Origin of the sequence: Aminobacter sp. UC22_36 (assembly GCF_044056035.1) — a bacterium.
In the GTDB taxonomy this organism is placed as follows: Bacteria; Pseudomonadota; Alphaproteobacteria; order Rhizobiales; family Rhizobiaceae; genus Aminobacter.
The window spans coordinates 1,563,466-1,587,607 of sequence record NZ_CP171996.1; the positions used below are offsets into that span (position 1 = coordinate 1,563,466).

A 24,142-nucleotide genomic window follows, 5' to 3' on the forward strand; every position below is an offset into this window, starting at 1 on the left:
TTCGCAGGTCCATCAGCAAAGATGACGCCAGCCGAAGATTTCTCGGAGCTGCCGCCGTTCGAAGTCCGAACGAGTGCCGAGCAGCGTGTGCCGTTCGTGTTCAATTCACCGCATAGCGGACGCCGCTACCCTGACCGCTTCCTGGCCATGTCCAGGCTCGATGCCACGGCCATCAGGCGTTCCGAGGACTGCTACGTCGACGAGTTGTTCGGTGCGGCGGTGGCCCTTGGCGCGCCGATGCTGGCGGCAAATTTTCCGCGCGCCTATCTCGACGTCAACCGCGAACCATGGGAGCTCGATCCCCGGATGTTCGCCGAGCCGGTGCCGCCTTTCGCCAATGTGCGCTCGGCGCGGGTGGCCGGTGGGCTCGGCACAGTGCCCAAGCTGGTGGGCGAGGGCCTCGACATCTATCCCGGCCGGCTACCGCTGTCGGAGGCGATCGGGCGTATCGAATGTGTCTACAAGCCTTATCACGAAACGCTGAAGCGGCTGATCACGCGCACCCATGCGCGTTTCGGTTATGCCGTGCTTGTCGACTGCCATTCGATGCCGGCGTCGGTCCGCCTCGGCGACAACGGGGTGCGGCCCGATTTCATCGTCGGCGATCGCTTCGGTACCTCTGCTGCATCTGCTCTGTCCGACCGGGCGATCGGGCTGCTGGCAGCCATGGGTTATACCGTGGCGCACAATAAACCCTACGCCGGGGGCTTCATCACCGAGCATTACGGCCGGCCGACACGCAAGCTGCATGCGCTGCAGATCGAGATCAATCGCGGGCTCTACATGGACGAACGCACGTTCAAGAAATCGGCGGGCTTTTATGCACTTGCGGACGATCTGGCCCGGTTTTCCGCGGATTTGATGGCGATTCCGGACTATCATTTCCTCGACCTGCCTTTGGCTGCGGAGTAGTCGCGGGCAACAAGCAGCCAAAAAAAGACCGCTCCGGAGAGCGGTCCAAGTCTAGGGAGGAAACGCCCAAGGAGGGCATGGACAGGAGAACCTGTCCGAAGTCGAGATTATTGTGCGCTGCACAAAAGTCAAGGCGCTTTGGGATTTCTTAAATCAATGTGATGTGGTTATTGCCGACAAGGGCCGCGGCGTGTCATCCACGCAACAGTCGGAGATGGGGTGAATGATGGTCAATGCCGAATTCATGCGACGGATCGCAAGCGCAGCCGCAGCCGAGACCCTGCCGCGCTTTCGCCGCCAAGGCGCGGTGGCAAACAAGCTGGCCGGCGGCTTTGACCCGGTCACCGAGGCCGACCAGGAGGCCGAGCGGGCCATTCGCGCACTGATCAATGCCGAATTCCCCGATCACGGCATTCTCGGCGAGGAGCATGGCAGCGAAAACACCTCCAACAGCCATGTCTGGGTGATCGATCCGATCGACGGCACCCGCGCCTTCATCTCGGGCCTGCCGGTCTGGGGCACGCTGGTCGGGCTCACCGTCCATGGCGACGCTGTGGCCGGGCTGATGTCGCAACCCTTCACCGGCGAGTTGTTCTACGCTGACGGCCATGGCTCGCATTACGAAGGACCGGGCGGGCCGCGCAAGCTTGCCGTGCGCAAGACGACGGCGCTTGCCGATGCGACGATGTTCACGACCACGCCGGCGCTGTTCAAGGGCGAGATGCGCAAGCGCTACGACCATCTCGAGACGCAGGTCCAGCTCGCGCGTTACGGCACCGACTGTTATGCCTTCGCCATGGTTGCGGCGGGGCAGGTCGACATCGTCGTCGACCCGGGGCTCAAGCCCTACGACATCGTGGCGCTGATCCCAATCATCGAGCAGGCCGGCGGCATCGTCACCACCTTCGAAGGCGGTCCGGCGGAAAATGGCGGCGACATCATCGCTGCGGCAACGCCCGAGCTGCATGCCGCGGCTTTGAAGGTGCTGATGGGCTGAGCCTATTCCACCGTCGCTGGCGTGCCCGGCACGAAGGCGCTGAAGGCAGCCAGCAGCTGCTCGCGGTAGATGTCGACTTCCTGCAGGATCTCGTGGCGGGCGCCGTCGATGGTCAGCTGCGAGGCGACGCGGCAGCGGTGGACATATTGCTCGACGTCGCGGGTCGACACCACCTGGTCGGCGCCGGCGGTGACGACCAGCATCGGCACCTTGAGCGACGCCATGAAGGCGGGGTCGCGTACGGCTTCCGATGCCGTGGCCGCTGCCCGCAGCCAGGCGATCGTCGGCCCGCCGACAGACAGTTCGGGATAGGTCTCGTAGAGCAGGATGTTGCGGCGATAGCGGCGTTCGTCGCTGGTCAGCTTGTTGACGGCGAAGGGCGTGCCTTCGCGCGGTCGTGGGCCCCAGGCGGCATAGAGCCCGCCGAGGCCGAGCCAGCACATCACGGTTGTGATGCGCCTGATCGCCTTCATCGACAGCGGAACGCCGATGACCGACATGAACGGCGCCACCAGCACCATGCGCTGGACGCGATTGATCATAGCGGGGGCGGCAAGGAGCGCGATCAGCGCACCGCTCGAATGGGCAAGGATGAAGAAGGGGCCGCGGCAGTCGGGCAAAACGATCTGCTCGAAGAAGGCTTCGAGATCCTTGACGTAGTGGTCGAAACTCTTGACGTAGCCGCGATGGCGGTCGCGCAGCAGGCGCTCGGAAGCGCCCTGGCCGCGCCAGTCGAAGGTGGCAACCGCATGGCCGCGCACCGACAGATCGCGAATGGTCTCGAAATACTTCTCGATGCACTCGTTGCGGCCCGGCAGCAGGATCACCGTGCCCTTGAACGGATGCGAGGTCGCGGGAAACAGCCCATAGCGCAGCCGCTTGCCGTCATGCGCGGTGAAGCTGCCGGCGGTTGCCCGCTCCGGAACCGGATTGCCGGGGATTTCGTGGAACACGTCCGTCATCTGGCGCTTCGGCTTGGCACTCGCTGCCGTGGGATCTGGCGATGCCAAGGTGATAGAAAGCCGCATCGAGAAAATCAAAGGAAATTCGTGCGAAGCTCAAACGAATGAGGCCGAAGGCAGCTTGCGGGATGCCTTCGGCCTCTGTCGTTCCGGGAGGAAGGGACGTTGCAACCCGGTTCGGCCTCGTCGGCGGCATTCTGTGGTGCCGCCTGTTCGTCAACTTGAGTGCACTTTAGGCGGGGCGACCTGAACGGATACCGAAGGGCCGGTTCATCTTCGGTTCATCCTGGGGGGCACGAAAAAGCTGTTGCGAAGATGTCTTGAAATGGCTTTGGGCGGCACCCAAATGTCTCCTGCGGCGCCCAGTATCGGGGCCGCTGATCACCGCCGGAACGCCAGAAGGGTTCCGGCACAGGTCATGCGCAAAACCTTGTTGCTCACTGGAGAACACCCATGCGTCACGTTGATTTTTCCTCGCTCCACCGCTCGACCGTCGGCTTTGACCGGCTGTTCAACATGCTTGACGGCCTTGGCCAGCCCGAAGGCGGCCAGACGACCTATCCGCCCTACAATATCGAGCGCACCGGTGAAGACGCCTATCGCATCAGCATGGCGGTCGCAGGCTTCTCGGAGACCGAGATTTCGATCGAAGCCCATCGCAACGTGCTGACGATCAAGGGCGACCGCAGCAACGAAGCCGCCGGCGAAGGTTCGGAGCTGCTTTATCGCGGCATCGCTTCGCGCGCTTTCGAGCGTCGCTTCCAGCTCGCCGATCACGTCGAGGTCGTAGGCGCTGCCCTCAAGAACGGCCTGCTCCACATCGATCTCAAGCGCAACATTCCCGAAGAGCACAAGCCTCGCAAGATCGAGATCGCCGCTGCTCCGGCGAGCGCCAAGCAGATCGAAGCCAACACCGTCAACTAAGACTGCTCCTCCCAAGCAGCAAAGGCGGCGCTCATCAGCGCCGCCTTTTTGTTATCCAGGTATCGGGAACCAGGCTTAACGCAGCAAGTCGCTGAAGCGGCCGATGTCGTCAGATGTCGTGGCAAAGGAGGTGACGAAGCGATACAGCGCCTCGTCGTCGCCGATCTGGCCCAAGAGTGATGCCGGGGTCGGCCATGTGTAGAAGGCCGCGCCGGCCGACTGGGCCTTTTCGGCGACATCTTTCCTGATGATGGCGAAGACTTCGTTGGCCTCGGGTTGCCAGCCGAGGCGCGCGACGGACGAGCTTTCGATCGCCTGGGCCAGCCTGGCCGACATCGCATTGGCGTGACGGGCCGTCTCCAGCCACAGGCCGCCGTCGAAATAGGCTGCGAATTGCGCCGAGATGAAGCGCGCCTTGGAGAAGAGCTGGGCCGAACGCTTGCGCAGGAAAGCCATTTCCCTGGCGCGGTCGAGATCGAACATGACGATCGCTTCGGCGCACCAGCAGCCGTTCTTGGTGCCGCCGAAGGAGACAATGTCGACACCGCGCTTCCAGGTCATTTCGGCCGGCGAGACGTCGAGCGACACAAGCGCGTTGGCAAAACGCGCGCCATCCATGTGCAGCGGCATGCCATGGCGTTTTGCAACCGCCGCAATCGCCGAGATGTCGTCGAGGCCATAGACGGTCCCGACCTCGCTCGCCTGGGTGATGGAGATCGCCGCGGGGCGTCCGCCATGCACGTTTTCCCCAGCGAAGCGAGCAACGGCGCGCTCGAGATTGCCGATGTCGATGCGCCCGAGCGGGCCATCGACCGGGTGAAGCCGTGAACCATGGGAAAAATACTCCGGCGCACCGCATTCATCTTCAAGAATGTGCGCTTCGCGATGCGCGAAGGAAATGCCACCCGGCTTGCCGTAAGCGGCGAGCGACAGCGAATTTGCCGCCGTACCGGTGGCGACAAAGAACACGGCCACGTCGCGCTCGAAAATCTCGGAGAACCTGGCATAGACCGCCTTGTCGAGATCGCCGTCGCCATAGGCGCGGCTGAAGCCTGCGGCGCTGGCGTGCAAACGCTCGGCGACCTTGGGGTGAGCGCCGGCCCAATTGTCTGATGCGAAGAACATTTTCGTCCGTCCGTAATATGGCTGCGGGAGGCTGTGTGGCAGGATAGCCGCGAGCTAGAGCGGATTTGGCGATCTTCGGCAAGTCCGGGGCCGGGAAATCGATTGAGGCAGACGTGGAGCTGATTTGACCGGGTGTTCAAAAATTACGCGGGAAGCCGGTCCAGCGAAACTTTCGGTCTTCATGGGGGCGGAAAATTCGTGAATCGGTCTTGTGCGTATTCAAGAATTCTGTCATACAAAATTTAGGACAGCAGTGCTGTCTTATTTATCTGCCCAAAGCGACCCGGATTTGGCGTATGATGACGCTGCGTCCGGCTTCCGCCGCGAGCTAGGGTCAGAGGCTGGGCTGGAGCAATCCGTTCACGTCTGTCCCGACGGGCGGTTCGGTGCCGGCGAACGGCGCCGTGCCGCTGCATATCGAGCATATCTGAAGGTGAACGGATCGGCATATTGCCGTCCCAAAGCAAATTGCCCGGATCGGGCCGGAATGGAGACAGAACGATGACGGAGTTGACGCCATCTGTGACGACGGATTTTGCACCGGCCGCGCAGACGAAAGCGGCCAACAATAAAACCGATCATCTCCGAACCCCCACCGGCTATGCAGCGCATGGCCTTTACGATCCGCGCAACGAGCATGATGCCTGCGGCGTCGGCTTCATCGCCCAGATGAAGGGCGTAAAGTCGCACCAGATCGTCAAGGACGGCCTGTTCATGCTCAACAACCTGACGCATCGCGGTGCGGTGGGCGCCGATCCGCTGATGGGCGATGGTGCCGGCGTTCTGGTGCAGATCCCCGACACGTTCTTCCGCGAAGAGATGGCCAAGCAGGACATCGAGTTGCCGCCGGTCGGCCAGTACGGCGTCGGCCACTGGTTCATGCCCAGGGATCAGGCCCTTCGCGATCACATCGACGATATCATCCGCGAGTCGGCGCAGTCCGAAGGCCTGCCGCTGATCGGCTTCCGCGACGTGCCTGTCGACAACTCCTCGCTGTCGAAGGCGCCAGAGATCGTCGCCTCCGAGCCGTTCCACCGCCAGGTGTTCATCGGCCGCACGCCCGAAATCGACGATGATGAGGAATATGAGGCGCGGCTTTACCTGCTGCGCAAGGTCATCTCGGGCCGCATCTATGCCGAAAACAACAACCGGGACATCGGCGCCTACTGTGTGTCGCTGTCGGCGCGGACCATCGTCTACAAGGGCATGTTCCTGGCCTTCCAGGTCGGTTCTTATTACAAGGACCTGTCCGATCCGCGCTTCGAGACGGCGCTGATCCTGGTTCACCAGCGTTTTTCGACCAACACCTTCCCGTCGTGGAAGCTGGCTCACCCCTACCGCATGGTCGCGCACAATGGCGAGATCAACACCGTGCGCGGCAACAACAACTGGATGGCGGCGCGCCAGGCCTCGGTCGACTCCGAGCTGTTTGGCAACGACATCTCCAAGCTGTGGCCGATCTCCTATGAAGGGCAGTCGGACACCGCCTGCTTCGACAACGCGCTCGAATTCCTGTTCCAGGGTGGCTATTCGCTGGCACACGCCATGATGATGCTGATCCCGGAAGCCTGGGCCGGCAACAAGCTCATGGATGGCAACCGCAAGGCGTTCTACGAATATCATGCGGCGTTGATGGAGCCGTGGGACGGTCCGGCGGCGGTGGCGTTCACCGACGGCCGCCAGATCGGCGCGACGCTCGACCGCAACGGCCTGCGCCCGGCGCGCTACATCGTCACCGACGACGACAGGGTGATCCTGGCGTCGGAGGCTGGCGTGCTGCCGGTCGACGAAAAGAGCATCGTCAAGAAGTGGCGCCTGCAGCCGGGCAAGATGCTGCTGATCGATCTGGTCAAGGGCCGCATCATCTCGGACGAGGAGATCAAGTCCGAGATCGCTACCAAGCATCCCTACAAGACCTGGCTGTCCAACACCCAGCTGATCCTCGAAGACCTCAAGCCGGTCGAGCCACGGGCGCTGCGCAAGGACGTCTCTTTGCTCGATCGCCAGCAGGCCTTCGGCTACACCCAGGAAGACACCAAGCTTCTGATGTCGCCGATGGCGACGACCGGCCAGGAAGCCGTGGGTTCGATGGGCACCGATACGCCGATCTCGGCGATGTCGGACAAGTCGAAGCTGCTCTACACCTACTTCAAGCAGAACTTCGCCCAGGTCACCAACCCGCCGATCGATCCGATCCGCGAGGAACTGGTGATGAGTTTGGTGTCGTTCATCGGCCCGCGCCCGAACATCTTCGACCTGGTCGGGTCGTCGCGGCGCAAGCGGCTTGAGGTGCGCCAGCCGATCCTGACCAATGGCGATCTCGAGAAGATCCGTTCCATCGGCCACACCGAGGACCGCTTCGACACCAAGACGATCGACATCACCTATGGCGTGCAGGAAGGTGCCGCGGGCATGCAGGGCGCCATCGAGCGCCTGTGCGAGCGCGCCGAGGCGGCCGTCGCCGGCGGCTACAACATCATCATCCTGTCCGACCGCCAGCTCGGCTCCGACCGCATCGCCATTCCGGTGCTGCTGGCGACCGCTGCGGTCCATCACCACCTGATCCGCAAGGGCCTGCGTACGTCGGTCGGCCTGGTCGTGGAATCGGGCGAACCGCGCGAGGTGCATCATTTCTGCTGCCTCGCAGGTTATGGTGCCGAAGCGATCAACCCGTATCTCGCCTTCGATACGCTGCTCGACATGCACAAGCGCGGCGAGCTGCCGGAAGAGGTCGACGCCTACGAGGTTGTCTCGCGCTACATCAAGTCGCTCGGCAAGGGCATCCTCAAGGTGATGTCCAAGATGGGCATCTCGACCTACCAGTCCTATTGCGGTGCGCAGATTTTCGATGCGATCGGCCTCAAGACCGACTTCGTCGAGAAGTACTTCACCGGCACGGCGACCAATATCGAGGGCGTCGGGCTGGAAGAGGTGGCGACCGAGACCGTCAGCCGTCACGCATCGGCATTCGGCGAAGACCCGGTGCTGCGCAACGCGCTCGAAGTCGGCGGCGAGTACATGTACCGCATGCGCGGCGAGGCCCACATCTGGTCTCCGGATGCCGTCGCTTCGCTCCAGCATGCCGTGCGCTCGGGCTCGTGGTCGACCTTCAAGGAGTTCTCGGCCCAGATCGACAGCGAAACCGCACGTGCCCAGTCCATCCGTGGCCTGTTCCGCATCAAGCTGGCGGAGGAGGGCGGCCGCAAGAAGGTCGCGCTCGACGACGTCATGCCCGCCGCCGAGATCGTCAAGCGCTTCTCGACCGGTGCCATGTCCTTCGGCTCGATCAGCCGCGAGGCGCATTCGACGCTCGCCGTTGCCATGAACCGGATCGGCGGCAAGTCGAACACCGGCGAGGGCGGCGAGGAACCGGATCGTTACCTGCCGTTGCCTGGCGGCGGGGCAAACCCGGAACGTTCGGCAATCAAGCAGGTGGCTTCCGGCCGCTTCGGCGTGACGACGGAATATCTCGTCAATTCCGACATGATGCAGATCAAGGTCGCCCAGGGCGCCAAGCCCGGCGAGGGCGGCCAGCTGCCCGGCCACAAGGTCGACGCGACCATCGCCAAGACCCGCCATTCGACGCAAGGCGTTGGCCTGATTTCGCCGCCGCCGCACCACGACATCTATTCGATCGAAGATCTGGCGCAGCTGATCTACGACCTGAAGAACGTCAACCCGGCGGCCGACGTGTCGGTCAAGCTGGTGTCGGAAGTCGGTGTCGGCACGGTCGCAGCGGGTGTCGCCAAGGCGCGCGCCGACCACATCACCATCTCCGGCTATGATGGCGGCACCGGTGCTTCGCCGCTGACGTCGCTCAAGCATGCCGGCAGCCCATGGGAAATGGGCCTCGCCGAGACGCACCAGACGCTGGTGCTGAACGGCTTGCGCAGCCGCGTTGCGCTTCAGGTCGACGGTGGCCTGCGCACCGGTCGCGATGTCGTCATCGGTGCACTTCTGGGCGCCGACGAGTTCGGCTTCTCGACCGCGCCGCTGATCGCGGCGGGCTGCATCATGATGCGCAAGTGCCACCTCAACACCTGCCCGGTTGGCGTCGCCACCCAGGATCCGGTGCTGCGCAAGCGCTTCAAGGGCACGCCCGAGCACGTCATCAACTACTTCTTCTACGTTGCCGAAGAGGTACGCGAGCTGCTGGTCGAAATGGGCTATACCCATCTCGACCAGATCATCGGCGACGCCGACCTGCTGGAGAAGCGCGAGCTGATCAGCCACTGGAAGGCGCGCGGGCTCGACTTCTCGAAGGTGTTCTACAAGCCCGATGCGCCGCGCGAAGCGATGCACTGGACCGAACGCCAGAAGCATCCGATCGACGACGTGCTCGACCGGACGCTGATCGCCGAGGCAAAGGCTGCGCTCGAATCCCGCCAGCCGGTGAAGATCGAAGCGACGATCCGCAACGTCGACCGTTCCACTGGTGCGATGCTGTCGGGCGAGGTCGCCAAGCGCTTCAGGCACAAGGGCCTGCGCGACGGCACCATCTCGGTCAAGTTGACGGGTACTGCTGGCCAGTCCTTCGGCGCGTTCCTGGCACGCGGCGTCTCGTTCGAGCTCGTCGGCGATGGCAACGACTATGTCGGCAAGGGCCTGTCGGGTGGCCGCATCGTCATCCGCCCGCCCGAGGACTCCAAGATCCTCGCCGAGGAATCGATCATCGTCGGCAACACCGTGCTTTACGGCGCAACGGAAGGTGAATGCTACTTCCGCGGCGTGGCCGGCGAGCGTTTCGCCGTCCGCAACTCGGGTGCCGTCACCGTTGTCGAGGGCGTTGGCGACCATGGCTGCGAATACATGACCGGCGGCGTTGTCGTCGTCATCGGCAAGACCGGGCGCAACTTCGCGGCTGGCATGTCCGGCGGCGTGGCCTATGTGCTCGACGAGGACGGTAACTTCGCCGAACGCTGCAACATGGCGATGGTCGAACTCGAGCCGGTCCCCGAAGAGGACGACATGCTCGAGAAGTTGCACCATCATGGCGGTGACATCGCCCATATGGGCCGCGTCGACGTGTCGGGTGACATGACCCGCCACGACGAGGAGCGCCTGGTGCAGCTGATCTCGAACCACATGCACTACACCGGTTCGACACGCGCCAAACAGATCCTCGACGACTGGGCGACCTATCGTCCGAAATTCCGCAAGGTCATGCCGGTGGAGTACCGCCGCGCGCTGATCGAGATGGAGCGCATGAGGATGGGGGTCGCGGCGGAGTAGCCGCGACTTTACCTGCCGGCGCGGCGCCCAGCTGGACGCGCGCCATCGCATGCTTCATTGGAAGTGGTGGAACGATACGCCCGCGAGGTTCCCGCGAGGCTAGACTGACGAAAGTTAGACGATGGGCAAGGTTACAGGTTTTCTCGAAATCGACAGGCAGGTGCACAAGTACCAGCCGGCTTCCGACCGCATCCGGCATTTCCGCGAATTCACGCTGCCGATGTCGGACAAGGAAGTCGAAAAGCAGGCCGCGCGCTGCATGGATTGCGGCATTCCGTTCTGTCATGGGCCGACGGGCTGCCCGGTGCACAACCAGATCCCGGACTGGAACGATCTCGTCTACAATGGCGACTGGGACAACGCGATCCGCAACCTGCATTCGACCAACAATTTCCCCGAATTCACCGGCCGCATCTGCCCCGCACCTTGCGAGGAAGCCTGCACGCTGAACCTCGAGGACATTCCGGTCGCCATCAAGACCGTCGAGCAGGCGATCGCCGACAAGGCCTACGAGACCGGCTACATCAGGCCGTATCCGCCGGAGAAGAAGACCGGCAAGAAGGTGGCGATCATCGGTTCGGGTCCCGCCGGCATGGCAGCCGCGCAGCAGCTCGGTCGCGCCGGCCACGACGTTCATGTCTTTGAACGCGAGAGCCGTCCTGGCGGCCTGCTGCGTTTCGGCATCCCCGACTTCAAGATGGAAAAGCACTACATCGACCGCCGCGTCGAGCAGATGAGCGGTGAGGGCGTGACCTTCCATTGCGGCGTCAATGTCGGCGTCGACAAGCCGGTCACCGAACTTCTGGCCGAGCATGACGCCGTGCTTTATTGCGGCGGCTCCGAGACACCGCGTCCCGCCGGCATTCCGGGCGACGATCTCGAAGGCGTGCACGACGCGATGCCTTATCTGGTCCAGCAGAACAAGCGGGTCGGCGGTGAAGACATCCAGTCGGTTGCCTGGCCCGCCGAGCCGATCGTCGCCAGCGGCCTGCACATTGTCGTTGTCGGTGGTGGCGACACCGCGTCCGACTGCGTCGGCACGGCGTTCCGCCAGGGTGCCGTGCGCGTCACCCAGCTCGACATCCGCCCGCAGCCGCCGGAAAAGGAAAACAAGCTCGCCGTGTGGCCCTATTGGGCGACCAAGATGCGCACCTCGTCGTCGCAGGCCGAAGGCGCGCAGCGCGAGTTCCAGGTGGCGACGCTGGAGTTCATCGGCGAAGAAGGCCAGCTGACCGGCGTGAAGTGCTGCGAAGTCGACGACAAGCGCAAGCCGATCCCGGGCACCGAGTTCGTCATCCGCGCCGATCTTGCCTTCATCGCCATCGGCTTTGCCGGCCCGCTCGCCAACGGCATGGTCAAGGAACTCGAAGGCAAGCTGGAGATCACCACCGACAACCGCCGTTCGACCAATGTCGCCGCCAACGAGCGCGACTACAAGACCAATGTCGACAAGCTCTACGTCGCTGGCGACGTACGCCGTGGCCAGTCGCTGGTCGTCTGGGCGATCCGCGAAGGCCGCCAGGCCGCGCATTCGATCGACACCGATCTGATGGGTTCGAGCGTCCTGCCGCGCTGAGGTTTCAGCAATCCACAAAAACAAAAAGGCGCCGCAAGGCGCCTTTTTTCATTCCCGGTCTGAACTATCGCCTGATGATGGCGGTGGTGGTTTCGGTGCTCTGCGTCGCTGGCAGCGGCTTCGGCGGCCAGGAGAAATCGTCGACACGTCCGGGTGCTGCCGCAGGCGCGATGCCTTGCACGACAAGTTTTTCGCCGGGCGAGCGCGGGTCGCCCTTGGGCGAGGCTTGCGCGCCGAGCAATTCGGTGCCGCCGTCGAGTTCGGGGTCCGACAGCGAGACCGGCACCGTCCGGTCGATATTGACCGGCACGTTGAGTTCGCCTGGCGTCGCCTGCGGCAGGCTCGCCGGCACCACGGTTTCGGTGCCTTGCGGGGTGATGCCGAGCAACTTGTTCAGTGGTTTTTCGGCAAAGAAGGCGAGCTTGCGCTTGCCGGCGCGGGTGACGTTGATGCCGTCGTCGGAACGCAGCCGCACCGGCTGGCCGTTGATGTCGGGGCCGCTGGTAACGAAAGCGCCGGCCTCATCGACAAAACCGTCCCAGACATCGACGAATTCGCTGCCGGCGGCTTCGGTGGCGGCGCGGTAGATGTCGTTGAAGGCGAGCATGTCGGTGCTCATCTTCGGCGACTTGAAGGCCGGCATGCCGACCCACAGGAACGGCACCTTGGTGTCGGAAATGGTCTTGGCCAGGGCCTCGGTGCGCGCGGTGTATTCCTTGGTCCAGGCAGCGCTCATCGACGGCTCGCGGGCGTCGCCAACACGCATCTGCTGGCGGTCATTGGAGCCCATCATGACGATGACGGCGGCCGGCTTTTCCTGCTCGATCAGCAGCTTGGCCTTCTCGGACCAGTTGTAATAGTCCTCGCGCACCAGGCCCGACGAGCCGTTGGTCTTGTCGACGATGCGGATCTTGGCGTTCTCGGCAAAGACGGTGCCCAAGCCTTCGGCGATGCCGCCGCCAAGGAAGTCGCCGATGACCAGCACGACGCGTGCGTCAGGCAGCTTTTCGACAACCGGCACGGCGGGGTCGGCGGCCCTGCCGACATTGCCGGCAGTGGCCTTGGGCTTGCGCGGGGTCTTGCGGATCTTTTTCCTGGTCTGCGGCTGCTCCAGGATGAAGGGGTCGACGCGTGGTTCGCGCCGCGGCATGAACAGGTCGCGCAAGGACCACTTGCGCAAGATGCCTTCCTGGGCGACTGCCGGCGTTGGCATCGTCGACGAAATGGCGGTCAAGGCGACCGCCACCGCGACCAGTGGCATCGTCAGGCGCAACAGCGAAAACCTTGACCGACGCGTCGATGCCAAATGCAGCCTCCGGTTGCTAATTGCGCCGCAGCGAATTGAGCACTTCCATGCTCGGATGGCCGTCCGGCGTCAAGCCCAGCTGTGCCTGGAACGCCTTGATCGCCGAGCGCGAACCTTCGCCGATCTTGCCATCGCTCTTGCCGTCATAATAGCCATGCGCCGACAGCCGCTTCTGCAACTCCTGCTTTTCTTCGAAGCTGAGCTTGGTGAACGGCCGCTTCCAGTCCTGCACCAGGCCACCGTAGCCGGCGATCTCGTCGGCAAGTAGACCGACGGCAAGCGCGTATTTGTCGGCATTGTTGTAGCGCTTGATGACCGAAAAATTCTTGGTCATCAGGAATGCCGGTCCGCCGCGGCCGTCCGGCACCTTGAGGGTGGCCACGTCTGAGCCGCGCTTGAACGCCTTGCCATTGGCGCGTTCGACGCCGAGAGACGCCCATTTGTCGAGCGTCAGCGATCCCGTGGGGAATTTCTGGCCCTGAGGCAGCACGACTTCGTAGCCCCAGGTCTTGCCTGCCTGCCAGCCGTTCTTTTTCAAAAGATTGGCGGCGGTGGCGAGCGCGTCGGGCACGGAGTTCCAGATATCGCGCTTGCCATTGCCGTCGGCGTCGACGGCATAGGCCTGGTAACTGGTCGGGATGAACTGGGTGTGGCCCATCGCACCGGCCCAGGAGCCGACAAGATGGCTTTCATCGATGTCGCCGCGCTGCAGGATCTTGAGCGCTGCGATCAGCTGGGTGCGGGCAAATTTCGCCCGGCGCTGGTCGCCATAGGCAAGCGTTGCCAGCGAGCGCACCACGTTGCGCATCACCTTGTCGTTCTTGAGAATCTCGCCGTAGTTCGATTCCATCGACCAGATGGCCAGCAGGATATAGCGGTCGACGCCGAACTTGGCCTCGATGCGGTCGAGCCAGGGCTTCCATTTGCGCGCCATCTCGCGGCCGACTGCGATCGACTGGTCGTGCACGCGATTGTCGAAATAATCCCACACAGGCGCGGTGAATTCGGGCTGGAAGCGGGCCTTTTCCAGCACCTCGGGATCGGCCGAGGTGACGCCTCGGAAGGCGCGATCATAGGTCGAGCCGGAGATTCCGTTGTCGGCAGCGACGGAACGGAAGCTTGAGACCCAGCGTTGGAAGCCAGCCTCGGCCGCCGCCGGGCCAGCAGGCAACAGCAGCGCGAGCGAAAGACCAGCTATCGCGGCGACGCCTGCGAGACTTTTGGCGGTTTTGCGAAGGGGCATTCTTTCCTCCTTGGAGAGATCAGAAAGTCGATTCATCGCCGAAGCCGGTTAGCAATCAGTTTACCATAGACCCCTTGGGGAACGAAAAGCGGTTTGGGGCATTGTCCACCTGGCGGTTTGGACAATCAAGATCGCGTGATCAATGTCTTGCCCGCTGTCACCGAATATGTGAACGCATTCAGTATTCATCAATTCGGGCGTGGCAATGTCTGCGTCCGATACCCGTATTCCTCGATCGGACGACCATGCAATGAAAAGAGTTCGCAAGGCAGTTTTTCCCGTCGCCGGCTTGGGCACGCGTTTTCTGCCTGCCACCAAGTCGATTCCCAAGGAAATGCTGACGGTCGTTGACCGTCCGGTGATTCAATATGTGGTCGACGAGGCGCGCGAGGCGGGCATCGAGCACTTCATCTTCGTCACCGGCCGCAACAAGGCGGTTATCGAAGACCATTTCGACGTCCAGTTCGAACTCTATGACACGCTGGCCCAGCGCGGCAAAATTGAACAGCTCGAACGTCTGCAGCGGCTGCAGCCGGGACCGGGCCAGACCTCGTTCACCCGCCAGCAGGTGCCGCTTGGCCTCGGCCACGCAGTGTGGTGCGCGCGCGAACTGGTCGGCGACGAGCCTTTCGCGCTGCTTTTGCCCGACATGATCATGCAGTCGGAAAAGAGCTGCATGCGCGAGATGGTCGAGCTCTATGCCGAGACCGGCAACAACATCATTGCGGTTCAGGAATGCGATCCGGCCGAGGCGCACAAATACGGCATCGTCGGACAAGGCAAGGCGATCCACACCGGCTTTGAGATCGAAGGCATGGTGGAAAAGCCGAAGCAGGGCACCGCACCCTCCAATCTGTTCATCAACGGCCGCTACATCCTGCAGCCGGAGATCTTCAACATACTGGCTAGCCAGGAGCGTGGCGCCGGCGACGAGATCCAGCTCACCGACGCGATGCTGAAGCTCGAGAAGATGCAGTCCTTCTACGGCTACCATTATCGCGGCCGCACCTTCGACTGCGGATCACCGGAGGGTTTCGTCGAGGCCAATGTCGCCTTCGCACTGTCGCGTTCCGATCTCAGCAAGAGCATGGCCGGCGTCATCGAAGGGCTGCTCGGCGAGATGAAGTCCGGCAAATAACCGGGAATGTCGCCCGTGCGTCAGGATTGGACGCACGGTACGATGGCTTTCGGCACCCGCTGCCGATAGAGATATCCTGCCAGGTGCCCGCAGCGATGCGGGAGAATCGGGAACACGGTGCAAATCCGTGGCGTGCCCAACGCTGTAAGAGGGACCGTATCGGCACAAGCCACTGTTCATGTTGAACGGGAAGGCGCCGACGACGGGTTGAACTCGAGCCAGAAGACCGGCCCGGCAGAAATCGTCCACCGCATGGTCAGGCGGTGGCAACCGATTTGCTCGCCAGGGGACACGCGATGCTTGTTGACCAGATCAATGCCATTTCAGGCTGTTTCGACCTTGCCGCGCAGGATGCCGTCTACCGCGCCATCTTCACGCGCCGCGACGTGCGCAGCCATTTCCTGCCCGATCCGATTGGCGACGAAGTGCTGGTGCGGCTTTTGCTTGCGGCCCATCACGCGCCGTCGGTCGGCTTCATGCAGCCGTGGAATTTCATCGTCATCCGCGATCGTCAACGACGCGAGCACGTCCGCGATCTGTTCTTTGCCGCGCGGCAACAGGAACTGCCTGAGATCGCCGAGGAGCGGCGCGAGCTGTACCGCAAGCTCAAGCTGGAAGGCATCTGCGAGAGCCCGCTCAACCTTGTCGTCACCTGCGATCGCAGCCGCTCGGCGAACTCGCCGCTCGGGCGCTGGCACAACCCGGAAATGGATCTCTACAGCACGGTTTGCGCCGTGCAGAATTTCTGGCTGGCGGCGCGTGCGGAGGGCGTCGGCGTCGGCTGGGTCAGCATCCTCGACCGCGAGGCGTTGAAGCAGTTGCTCGGTATTCCCGATCACGTCGTGCCGGTGGCCTATCTCTGCGTCGGCCATGTCAGTGAGTTCGCGCAAAAGCCCGATCTGGAGCGGCACGGCTGGGGCAGCCGCCTGCCGCTCGCCGATCTCATCATGAGCGAGGTGTTTTCCGGACAAGGCGAGGATGCGCTGAAGGCGGTTGCCGCCGACATGGGGGGTTTCCCGGCTGGACGCTAACGCTGGATCTTCAGCCCGACGAACACGCTGTTGGTCTTGCTGTCGCGGGACGGCAGGGTGCTGTCGAAGGTCTCGTGGCGCAGCTTGCCGGTAAGGCCGGCGTAACGATTGAGCCACCAGGTCAGGCCCGCTTCGGCGCTCAGCCTGAGTTCGTGGTTGTTGGAGCTGGCATAGTCACGATAGCCGACGCCGCCGGCAAGGAATGCGGTCAGGTTGGAGCGGATCTGCCGCTCGACGCTGAGACGGCCATTGTAGAGCACCGAGCCGCTGTCGCCGGCGGTGGTCGAACCTTCGACAAAGGTCTCGCCGGTCAGGCCGACGATCGTGCCGCGCATCGGTGACCATTTGAGGTCGGCGGCAATGGTTGCAGCGGAAACCGTCTTCAGCCGGTCGTCGTCGAAATCCTCCGATATCCAGCCGGCCGAGACTTCGCCACCGAATTTTTCGCCCATGTCGATTTCGACACCGGCGCGGGCGCCGGTGCGCTTGGACGAACGCTCGAAGCCTGCTGTGTCGAAGCGCAGGTCATAGACCCTTCGCCCGAACTCGATCTCGCCGAAAGGCGTAAGCGCCGGCGAGACCTCGTAGCCGACGCGGACCTTGCCGGAGTACAGCGTCGAATTGCGGTCCTCTTGCGAGAGCGTGGTGCCGTCAGTGAGTTCGGCATCGCTGTAGCTTTCGTTGACCGCTTCGCCGGTGATACCGAAGCGGAACTTGCCGACATCCTTTTCGACACCGAGCGAGCCGTTGAGGCTATGCAGGGTCGGCCGTTCGGCAGTGCCCGAGATGACCACGGGCGACGAGGTCGATTCCGGGCGCATGTTGTAGCCGAGCCGCGCCAGTGCGCGCAGGTCGTCGGCGAAGTCGAGCTGCAAGCGCCCGTCGATGCCGCCGCTGAGATCCTTGACCTCCTGGCCGGAGATGGATTTGCGGTAATTGCCATAGGCGTCGATGGTTGCCGAATGGTTCTCCCAGTCGGATGCGGCATTCAGCCTGAGCGTCGTCTCGGACAGGACCGCCGACTTTCCATCCGAGCTTGAATCGGCGTTGGACGTGGCGGTAACGCCTTGTTCCAGGCTTGGCTTGAGCACGAAGGTGCCGAAGCGAATGCCGGTCGGCTCGAACGGGTTTTGGTCCGGCAGCGGCCTGCGGCCTTCGATGGCGCGTTGGCGCTCGGCTTCGGGACCGCTTTCGACCTCCGTTTCGGAATCAACCGTATCCTGGCGCACCGTGCCGGTGGTCAGTTCGTCATCTGTCTCGGGCGCAGCCGGCCTGGCATCCGGCACCTCGGTGGTGCCGGCCAGCTTCTCCCGCGCTTCCTTGGCGCGCTGGCGTGCGGTTGTCGGCGGGCGGGCGGATGTGGGCGTGCCGGTCGTTGCGTCCTCTGCGTTGGGTGGTTCGCTGAACAAGTCCGTGGCGTCGGCGTCGGCCGGCTCGGGAACCGCACCGGGGCTGATCGGCTGATAGATCGGGGACTGCTCCTGCGTTGCGGTCTGCGGCGCTGTCGGGCGCCTCTTGTTGAGCAGCAGCGAGTTGTTGATGTCGTCGCTGACTGCGCCGCGCAGACCGACTTCCTGGGCATGCAGGGGGAGGACGCACAGCAACGTTGCCACACTTGCTGTCGCCAGCAAGACGCGGAGCCCCGCATCGTGTTTCCTTTGCTCCGGCCTGATCTGCGCCATCTTTCCCACTGCTTCGCCGACGCAAGGGCGTCGCACTTACCAACTGGTAAATGGCCATGGTTAACGGAGCGTTTCGCCCGAGCCCGTGGACGCCTCGTTTTGGGCGGATAATCATGGACAGGCGCGCGCCGACGCGCTAACGCATGCGCCATGCACGCTGGATCGTTGAAAAAAGAGCCGGACGGGCAGGCATCGATCGCCTCCGCGCTCCGTACCGTCGCCATCGAGCAGGCCGGCGTCGCCGCGCTTGTGACAGCGCTGGAAGGCCCACTCGCCGAGCCATTCGCCAAGGCAGTCTCGACCCTCGGCCAGCTCAGCGGCCGGGCGATCATCACCGGCGTCGGCAAGAGCGGCCATATCGGCTCCAAGCTGGCGGCAACCTTCGCCTCGACGGGAACGCCGGCCTATTTTGTCCACCCGTCGGAAGCCATTCATGGCGATCTCGGCATGATCACCAAGGAAGACGCGATCGTTGCTCTTTCCTGGTCGGGCGAAACGGCCGAGCTCAAGGGCATCGTTGCCTATTCCAGGCGCTTTTCGATCCCGCTGATTGCCATTACGGCTGGCGACTCGTCGGCGCTGGCACGTCAGGCAGACATCGTGCTGTCATTGCCACGCGCTCCGGAAGCCTGTCCGCATGGGCTCGCGCCGACGACCTCGACACTGCTGCAGCTTGTCGTGGGCGATGCGCTGGCGGTGGCCTTGCTCGAAGCGCGCGGCTTCACTGCCGATCACTTCCGCACCTTCCATCCCGGCGGCCAGCTTGGCGCGAGCCTGATGCCGGTCGGCGATCTGATGCACAAGGGCGAAGAGATGCCGATCGTCACGATCGGCACCAAGATGCCGGAAGCGGTCAAGACGCTGTCCAAGAAGCGTTTTGGCTGCGTCGTCGTCGTCGACGAACAGGGCAGGCTCGCCGGTATCGTCACCGACGGCGACCTGGCGCGCAATCTCGACCGGAATCTCGCCGAGACCAATGTCGAAGACATCATGACCCGGCAGCCCAAGACCGTGCCGCCGCAGATGCTGGCAGGCACGGCAACCGCGATGCTCAACGAGCACAACATCAGCGCCATCCCCGTGGTCGAAGATGACCGGCCGGTCGGGATCATCCACTTCCACGACCTGCTCAGGGTTGGCGCGGCCTGAACGAACTCGCAGGCTGGTCGTTGAGCTGGCGCCGTTTGCCTTTGTTGCCGTCCGCACCGTCTTGACCCAGCGCCAGCGCGGCTATGGCAGCACAGGCCGCCAGCACTGTTGCGCATGAGCTGAGCACCGCCGTTGTGCCGAACAGATCGAGTGCGGCGCCGACAACCAGAGCAGCGATTGGCGCAGTGGCCAGGATCAGGCTCATCGATGCCCCGATGACGTGAGCGCGCAGGCTCTTCGGCGCGCTGGTCTGCAACAGCGTGGTGAAAACAGGCGAGAGCGGCCCCGCAGCAATGCCCAGGATGGCCCCTGAGGCAATGAGCATGGGCATCGAGCGATCGATCGTCAGCATGACAACGCCAGCGGCAAGCCCGACGAATGCGGCAACGAAGACGCCGCGCAGACCGGGGATTTTGCCGATCATCGCCATGGCAAGGTTGACCGCTATCGCGCCTGCCGCGGCGGCGGTGAGGTAAATTCCCAGCATCGAGGCCGGTTGACCTTCGGCGCGCAGTATCGCTGGTAGCGCGACCGCTTCGAGCGCCACAAAGGTGCCGGTACCCAGGCTGGCCAGCAGCAAGGCCGTCCGCAACTGGACCGATCCGAAGATGATGCGCATGGCCGCGGCAAACTCGGTCTTTGCCGCGGACGATACCGGCCGCAAGCGGAAGTGCGGCAGGCTCAGCATGACCAGAACCGCCGCCGCCGCATTGATCGCCGCGATGACCCAAAGCAAGGTCGAGGTATCGACCATTGCCACCAGAACGGCGGCGATCGCCGGCCCGGCAATGGCTGCGCCGCTGTCGACAAGGTCGTCGATGGCGTTGGCGCGCAGCAGCGGCATGCGCGCCAGGCGCGCGATTTCCGGAACGCGGGCCTCGATCGCCACGCCACCGGGGCCGTCCAGGAAAGCGCCGCAAAATGCGAGGGCGACCAGCAGGCCGATCGTCAGCGTGCCCAGGCTGTAGAGCAGCGCGGCTGCGATGGCGGCGGCGGCACCAAAACCGACGGAGAGCACGGCTATGCGGCGAATGCCAAGTCGCTCGGCGACGAGTCCGCCAAAGGCGCTGCCGACGATCGCCGGAGCCAGCGTGATGAAGGCAACGACGCCCATCCAGCTTGCGCTGCCGGTGAGGTCATAGACCAGCCAGGGGTAGACGATCGCGGTGATCGCATTGCCGAGGTTGAAGACAATGCTGGCCAGTTGCAGCCCGGCAAACGGTCCGCGCGTTCTGGCAAGTCGCAAGGTGTTCATGATTGCTCCGCTGCTTGTCGCAGCTTGCTTCGGTATTTGCTTTTCTGCTTGCTGCTTCAGGCCTTGGCGATCACTTCCCGATCTGCCTTGGCGGGCACTTTTGCGCCCGGCCGGAGAAAGCGGGTCAGCAGCAGGTGCAAATTCTTTCGTTGTTCGAGCGGCCGGAAGCCAGGATCGACAGCGATGCGGCCGAATATCCCGTCAATCAGCGCCGCGATCCAGCGAGCGGTTTCGACAGGATCGAGCGACGCATCGATTTGCCCGCGCGAGGCGGCATCGCGCAGCATCAGGCTGAGTGCAGCTTGCATATCAGCATCGTGGGCGGAGACCAGTGCTGCGATCTGCTTGTCACGCATCGCCTCGGCGGAGATCTCCAGGGCGAGGCTCGAATAGGCGGGATCGGCGGCCAGTTCGAGCACGATGTCCATGAATTTGAGGATTTCGTCGAACAGGTCCTGGCTTTGATCGATCTGCGCGAAGTAGGCGGCCGTCTCCCTGCGGTCCTGCTCGACGATCGCAGCGATGATCGCCTGCTTGGTCGAATAGTAGTGGAACAGGTTGCCGGGGCTCATCCCCGCTTCGGCGCAGATTTCGGCGGTCGAGGTGCCGTGAAAGCCTTTCCTGGCAAAACAGGTGATGGCTGCAGCCAGGATCTGCTGCTTGCGCGCCTCGAACTTTTCAGGGTCGACCTTGCGCATCCGCGCTCTCTTCTATTATTAGAGTAATCAGTCTAATAATCAAGCGCAGCTGTCTGGTCAAGTGTAGGCCAAATGCGACGCGCAGACGGGTCGCAGTTGACCTGCCGATCAAACCAGCATGGCAGTTCGCCTCAGACCGGCTCGACAACCAGCTCCAGATCGGTGTCCGCGGCGCCGACAACACGCACCTGCGCGCCGGCGGGCAGGTCGGGGCCTAGACGCGCCATGTCGTGTCGCCGAGCTTGATGCGGCCACGGCCTTCCTTGATCGGCTCGGACAGCGTTGCCGTGCGTCCGACCATCTGGGCGCCACGGCGGTTCAGCAGCGGCTGGTCGGACGCCGTGTCGCGGTCGCGGACGATCTTCTTGCCGACATAGGCCGAGGCAAGCGCGAGCACGAGGAAGACCAGGACCTGCACCTGCCAGCTCCAGAACGCGGCGTCCCAGAGCAGCAGCGAAGCCGAGCCGACGATCAGCGCGGCGATGCCGATCCACAGCAGGAAGACACCGGGTGCGAAGATCTCCAGGCACAACAGGATGAAGCCGAGCAGCATCCAGTTCCAGGGACCGAGTTCAGCAACGATACGCGCGATCATCTGCGGTTCCTCAATTCAGTCCACGCCGGCTCAGTTCTGCTCGGGCGGAATCCGCGGCGTGCGTGAAGCCAGGCGCTGCGCGCCGGCGGTGCCGCCATCGCGGAACACCTCCTTGGCGATCTCGCCGATACCGCCAAGCGTGCCGATCAGCGCCGAGGCTTCCATCGGCATCAGCACGACCTTGCTGTTGCTGGCGGAACCGATCTTGGCCAGCGCCTCGGTGTATTTCTGGGCGACGAAGTAGTTGATGGCCTGGACGTCGCCCTTGGCGATAGCTTCTGACACCACCTGGGTGGCGCGGGCTTCGGCCTCGGCGGCACGCTCGCGGGCCTCGGCGTCGCGGAAGGCGGCTTCCTTGCGGCCCTCGGCTTCCAGCACCTGGGCCTGCTTCATGCCTTCGGCCTCGAGGATCTGGGCACGCTTGTTGCGTTCGGCCATCATCTGGCGGCCCATCGACTCGATGAGGTTTGCCGGCGGGTTGATGTCCTTGATCTCGACGCGCGTGATCTTGATGCCCCATGGGTGCGCCGCTTCGTCGACGACACGCAGCAGCCGCTCGTTGATGGCGTCGCGATTGGACAGCAACTCGTCGAGATCCATCGAGCCCATCACGGTGCGGATGTTGGTCATGGTCAGGTTGAGGATGGCGTTTTGCAGCCCGGCAACCTGATAGGCGGCCTGCGGCGCGTTCAGCACCTGATAAAAGGCGACCCCGTCGACGGCGACCATCGCGTTGTCCTTGGTGATGATCTCTTGCGTCGGGACATCAAGCACCTGCTCCATCATGTTCATCTTGGCGCCGATGCGGTCGATGAAGGGGATGATCAGGTTGAGACCGGGCGTCAGCGTCCTGGTGTAGCGGCCGAAACGCTCGACGGTGTAGTTGAAGCCTTGCGGGATTGTCTTGATGCCGGCGAACAGCACCAAAAGCACGAGAACGACAAGTACCGGGATGACAATGTCGAATCCGCTGAAGTTCATTCGGCTATCCCCCAAAATTGAACGCAGCGATGCAAGTCACCGCACCGCTCGATGATGAAGACTTAAGGGTCTTTGAGGGCCGTTACAATCGTGTGTCGGTGGATTGTCGACTGTTCTCAACGGTCAAAGCTGAACAACTCGGCGTCCCGGTCTTCATGGCCTGAAATGGCGGCGCTGACGATCTCGGCGGCGATGCGCGAATAGGTGATGCCGTTGCCGCCATAGCCCATCACCGCATGGATGCGGGGATGGCGAGGCAGTTTGCCGATGAAGGGCAGGCCGGTGGCGGTGGTGCCGAACGAGCCGGCCCAGGCGAATTCGGGTGTCGTGTCGAGCTGGGGCAAGAGACGCAGCAGCTTCTGCGAAATGCGATCCGATTTTTCGGCGATCAGGGCGTCGCGACGTGGCTCGTCGGTGAAATCCTCGTCCTCGCCACCGCAGATGACCCGGCCATCGGCGGTGGCGCGCAGATAAAGATAAGGGTCGGAGGCCTCCCAGATGAAGCCCGCACCCGGCCAAAGCGCCTGCTTGTGCGGTCGCGTGGCGATCGCCCAGGTCGAGATGATCTTGTGATCGGTCGCGGGCACGAGATCGGCGACGAGTTCATAGCCGGTGGCCAAAACGACGTGGCTGGCTGCGATCGTCGGGCCGTCAGCGGTCGCCACCACCACTTCGTCGCGGTGGGACTTGATCGCAGTTGCCTCGCTGGGCGCGTAGAAACGCGCCTTGCGTTCCAGCACCTTGCGCAACAGCCCAGCGGTCAGTTTTCGCGGATCGAGCGCCAGATTGTCGTGGCTGAGGATCGCGCCGTCGCGCTGGATGCCGAATTTTTCGCTCAACTCAGCCTTTGGCAGATAGGTGGCGTGGATGCCGGCAAGACGCCGCGCCTCGGCCTCGGCGCGCAATGCGCCTGCGCCCAGCGCGTCGCCGGCAAGATAAAGCGACTGCTTCGTCTCGGCGTTGCAGCGGATGCCGAGTTCGTCGATGCGCGCCTTGAGGTTCATCACCGCAAGCCGCGACCGTCGCCAGGCGCGCCCGGCGTCTTGCCCGCCGATCTGGCGCGACAGCACCGAAAGTGGCTGGTCGATCTCGAACTGGACAAGGGCCGTGGTCGCCGAGGTCGAACCAAGGAGCGGGCCGCGCCGGTCGATGCAGACGACCGAATGGCCTGTTTCGGTCAGCGCTTCGGCGATCATGGCGCCGCTGATGCCCATGCCGATGATGGCGACGTCGGCCTTGATATCGCGGGTGAGCCTGCCGGTAGGGACGGACGGCGCGCGATAGGCGTACCAGACCGGGCGTCCGGTCCTGAGGTCGAGCTTGCGGGTCATGAACG

At 63.4% G+C, this 24,142-nt stretch carries 17 protein-coding genes, 1 pseudogene and 1 riboswitch; of the genes and pseudogenes, 8 read left to right on the plus strand and 10 right to left on the minus strand.

Annotated features, from left to right (window positions below; genetic code table 11):
- The first annotated feature begins 21 nt into the window (after positions 1 to 21).
- Positions 22 to 912 carry an N-formylglutamate amidohydrolase gene (locus ACHMW7_RS10835; RefSeq protein ID WP_395450243.1) on the plus strand — a complete coding sequence of 297 codons (891 nt, stop codon included), beginning with the start codon at positions 22 to 24 and terminating at the stop codon, positions 910 to 912.
- A 223-nt stretch (positions 913 to 1,135) separates the two neighbouring features.
- On the plus strand, positions 1,136 to 1,909 hold the full coding sequence (gene hisN, locus ACHMW7_RS10840; RefSeq protein ID WP_395450244.1) for a histidinol-phosphatase: 774 nt from the start codon (positions 1,136 to 1,138) through the stop codon (positions 1,907 to 1,909).
- Between the two features lie 2 nt (positions 1,910 to 1,911).
- Here hisN and ACHMW7_RS10845 read toward each other — a convergent pair whose 3' ends face one another.
- Entirely contained in the window at positions 1,912 to 2,871 is a 960-nt protein-coding gene (locus ACHMW7_RS10845) for an alpha/beta fold hydrolase (RefSeq protein WP_395451309.1), read from the minus strand.
- Between the two features lie 453 nt (positions 2,872 to 3,324).
- Between ACHMW7_RS10845 and ACHMW7_RS10850 the strand changes: the two genes are divergently transcribed.
- The gene (locus tag ACHMW7_RS10850; RefSeq protein ID WP_395450245.1) at positions 3,325 to 3,795 is read left to right on the plus strand and encodes an Hsp20 family protein; all 471 of its coding nucleotides are present in this window, start codon (positions 3,325 to 3,327) and stop codon (positions 3,793 to 3,795) included.
- A 75-nt stretch (positions 3,796 to 3,870) separates the two neighbouring features.
- Here ACHMW7_RS10850 and ACHMW7_RS10855 read toward each other — a convergent pair whose 3' ends face one another.
- The gene (locus ACHMW7_RS10855; protein WP_395450246.1) at positions 3,871 to 4,920 is read right to left on the minus strand and encodes a threonine aldolase family protein; all 1,050 of its coding nucleotides are present in this window, start codon (positions 4,918 to 4,920) and stop codon (positions 3,871 to 3,873) included.
- Between the two features lie 501 nt (positions 4,921 to 5,421).
- Here ACHMW7_RS10855 and gltB point away from each other — a divergent pair.
- Complete coding sequence (gene gltB, locus ACHMW7_RS10860) at positions 5,422 to 10,152, plus strand: glutamate synthase large subunit (protein WP_395450247.1); 4,731 nt, start codon at positions 5,422 to 5,424, stop codon at positions 10,150 to 10,152.
- Between the two features lie 121 nt (positions 10,153 to 10,273).
- Positions 10,274 to 11,728 (plus strand): glutamate synthase subunit beta, encoded by a 1,455-nt coding sequence (locus tag ACHMW7_RS10865; protein ID WP_395450248.1) that lies wholly within the window; start codon positions 10,274 to 10,276, stop codon positions 11,726 to 11,728.
- Between the two features lie 64 nt (positions 11,729 to 11,792).
- On the opposite strand, the gene ACHMW7_RS10870 is transcribed toward ACHMW7_RS10865, so the two are convergent.
- Both ACHMW7_RS10870 and ACHMW7_RS10875 read right to left on the minus strand, forming a co-directional pair.
- The gene (locus tag ACHMW7_RS10870; RefSeq protein WP_395450249.1) at positions 11,793 to 13,034 is read right to left on the minus strand and encodes a DUF459 domain-containing protein; all 1,242 of its coding nucleotides are present in this window, start codon (positions 13,032 to 13,034) and stop codon (positions 11,793 to 11,795) included.
- A 16-nt stretch (positions 13,035 to 13,050) separates the two neighbouring features.
- Complete coding sequence (locus ACHMW7_RS10875; protein ID WP_395450250.1) at positions 13,051 to 14,277, minus strand: lytic murein transglycosylase; 1,227 nt, start codon at positions 14,275 to 14,277, stop codon at positions 13,051 to 13,053.
- A 250-nt stretch (positions 14,278 to 14,527) separates the two neighbouring features.
- On the opposite strand from ACHMW7_RS10875, the gene galU reads away from it, so the two are divergent.
- Positions 14,528 to 15,415, plus strand: a complete 888-nt coding sequence (gene galU, locus ACHMW7_RS10880; protein WP_395450251.1) for a UTP--glucose-1-phosphate uridylyltransferase GalU — start codon at positions 14,528 to 14,530, stop codon at positions 15,413 to 15,415.
- Between the two features lie 64 nt (positions 15,416 to 15,479).
- A riboswitch (cobalamin riboswitch) is annotated at positions 15,480 to 15,665 on the plus strand.
- Between the two features lie 46 nt (positions 15,666 to 15,711).
- The gene (gene bluB / locus ACHMW7_RS10885) at positions 15,712 to 16,446 is read left to right on the plus strand and encodes a 5,6-dimethylbenzimidazole synthase (protein ID WP_395450252.1); all 735 of its coding nucleotides are present in this window, start codon (positions 15,712 to 15,714) and stop codon (positions 16,444 to 16,446) included.
- On the opposite strand, the gene ACHMW7_RS10890 is transcribed toward bluB, so the two are convergent.
- Positions 16,443 to 18,128 carry an outer membrane beta-barrel protein gene (locus tag ACHMW7_RS10890; RefSeq protein ID WP_395450253.1) on the minus strand — a complete coding sequence of 562 codons (1,686 nt, stop codon included), beginning with the start codon at positions 18,126 to 18,128 and terminating at the stop codon, positions 16,443 to 16,445. The two genes, bluB and ACHMW7_RS10890, sit on opposite strands and share 4 nt — an antisense overlap.
- A 150-nt stretch (positions 18,129 to 18,278) precedes the next feature.
- Here ACHMW7_RS10890 and ACHMW7_RS10895 point away from each other — a divergent pair, with 150 nt between their 5' ends.
- A complete protein-coding gene (locus ACHMW7_RS10895; protein ID WP_395450254.1) occupies positions 18,279 to 19,277 on the plus strand; it encodes an SIS domain-containing protein in 999 nt (332 codons plus the stop codon).
- Here ACHMW7_RS10895 and ACHMW7_RS10900 read toward each other — a convergent pair.
- The 5 genes and pseudogenes from ACHMW7_RS10900 to ACHMW7_RS10920 form a co-directional block, all read right to left on the minus strand.
- A complete protein-coding gene (locus ACHMW7_RS10900) occupies positions 19,258 to 20,532 on the minus strand; it encodes an MFS transporter (protein WP_395450255.1) in 1,275 nt (424 codons plus the stop codon). The genes ACHMW7_RS10895 and ACHMW7_RS10900 overlap by 20 nt on opposite strands.
- 56 nt (positions 20,533 to 20,588) lie before the next feature.
- Entirely contained in the window at positions 20,589 to 21,230 is a 642-nt protein-coding gene (locus ACHMW7_RS10905) for a TetR/AcrR family transcriptional regulator (RefSeq protein ID WP_395450256.1), read from the minus strand.
- A gap of 131 nt (positions 21,231 to 21,361) precedes the next feature.
- Positions 21,362 to 21,825, minus strand: a pseudogene (locus ACHMW7_RS10910) (NfeD family protein).
- Positions 21,826 to 21,855: 30 nt separating this feature from the next.
- Positions 21,856 to 22,806 carry an SPFH domain-containing protein gene (locus ACHMW7_RS10915; RefSeq protein ID WP_395450257.1) on the minus strand — a complete coding sequence of 317 codons (951 nt, stop codon included), beginning with the start codon at positions 22,804 to 22,806 and terminating at the stop codon, positions 21,856 to 21,858.
- Between the two features lie 116 nt (positions 22,807 to 22,922).
- Entirely contained in the window at positions 22,923 to 24,137 is a 1,215-nt protein-coding gene (locus ACHMW7_RS10920; RefSeq protein WP_395450258.1) for an NAD(P)/FAD-dependent oxidoreductase, read from the minus strand.
- Between the last annotated feature and the right edge of the window lie 5 nt (positions 24,138 to 24,142).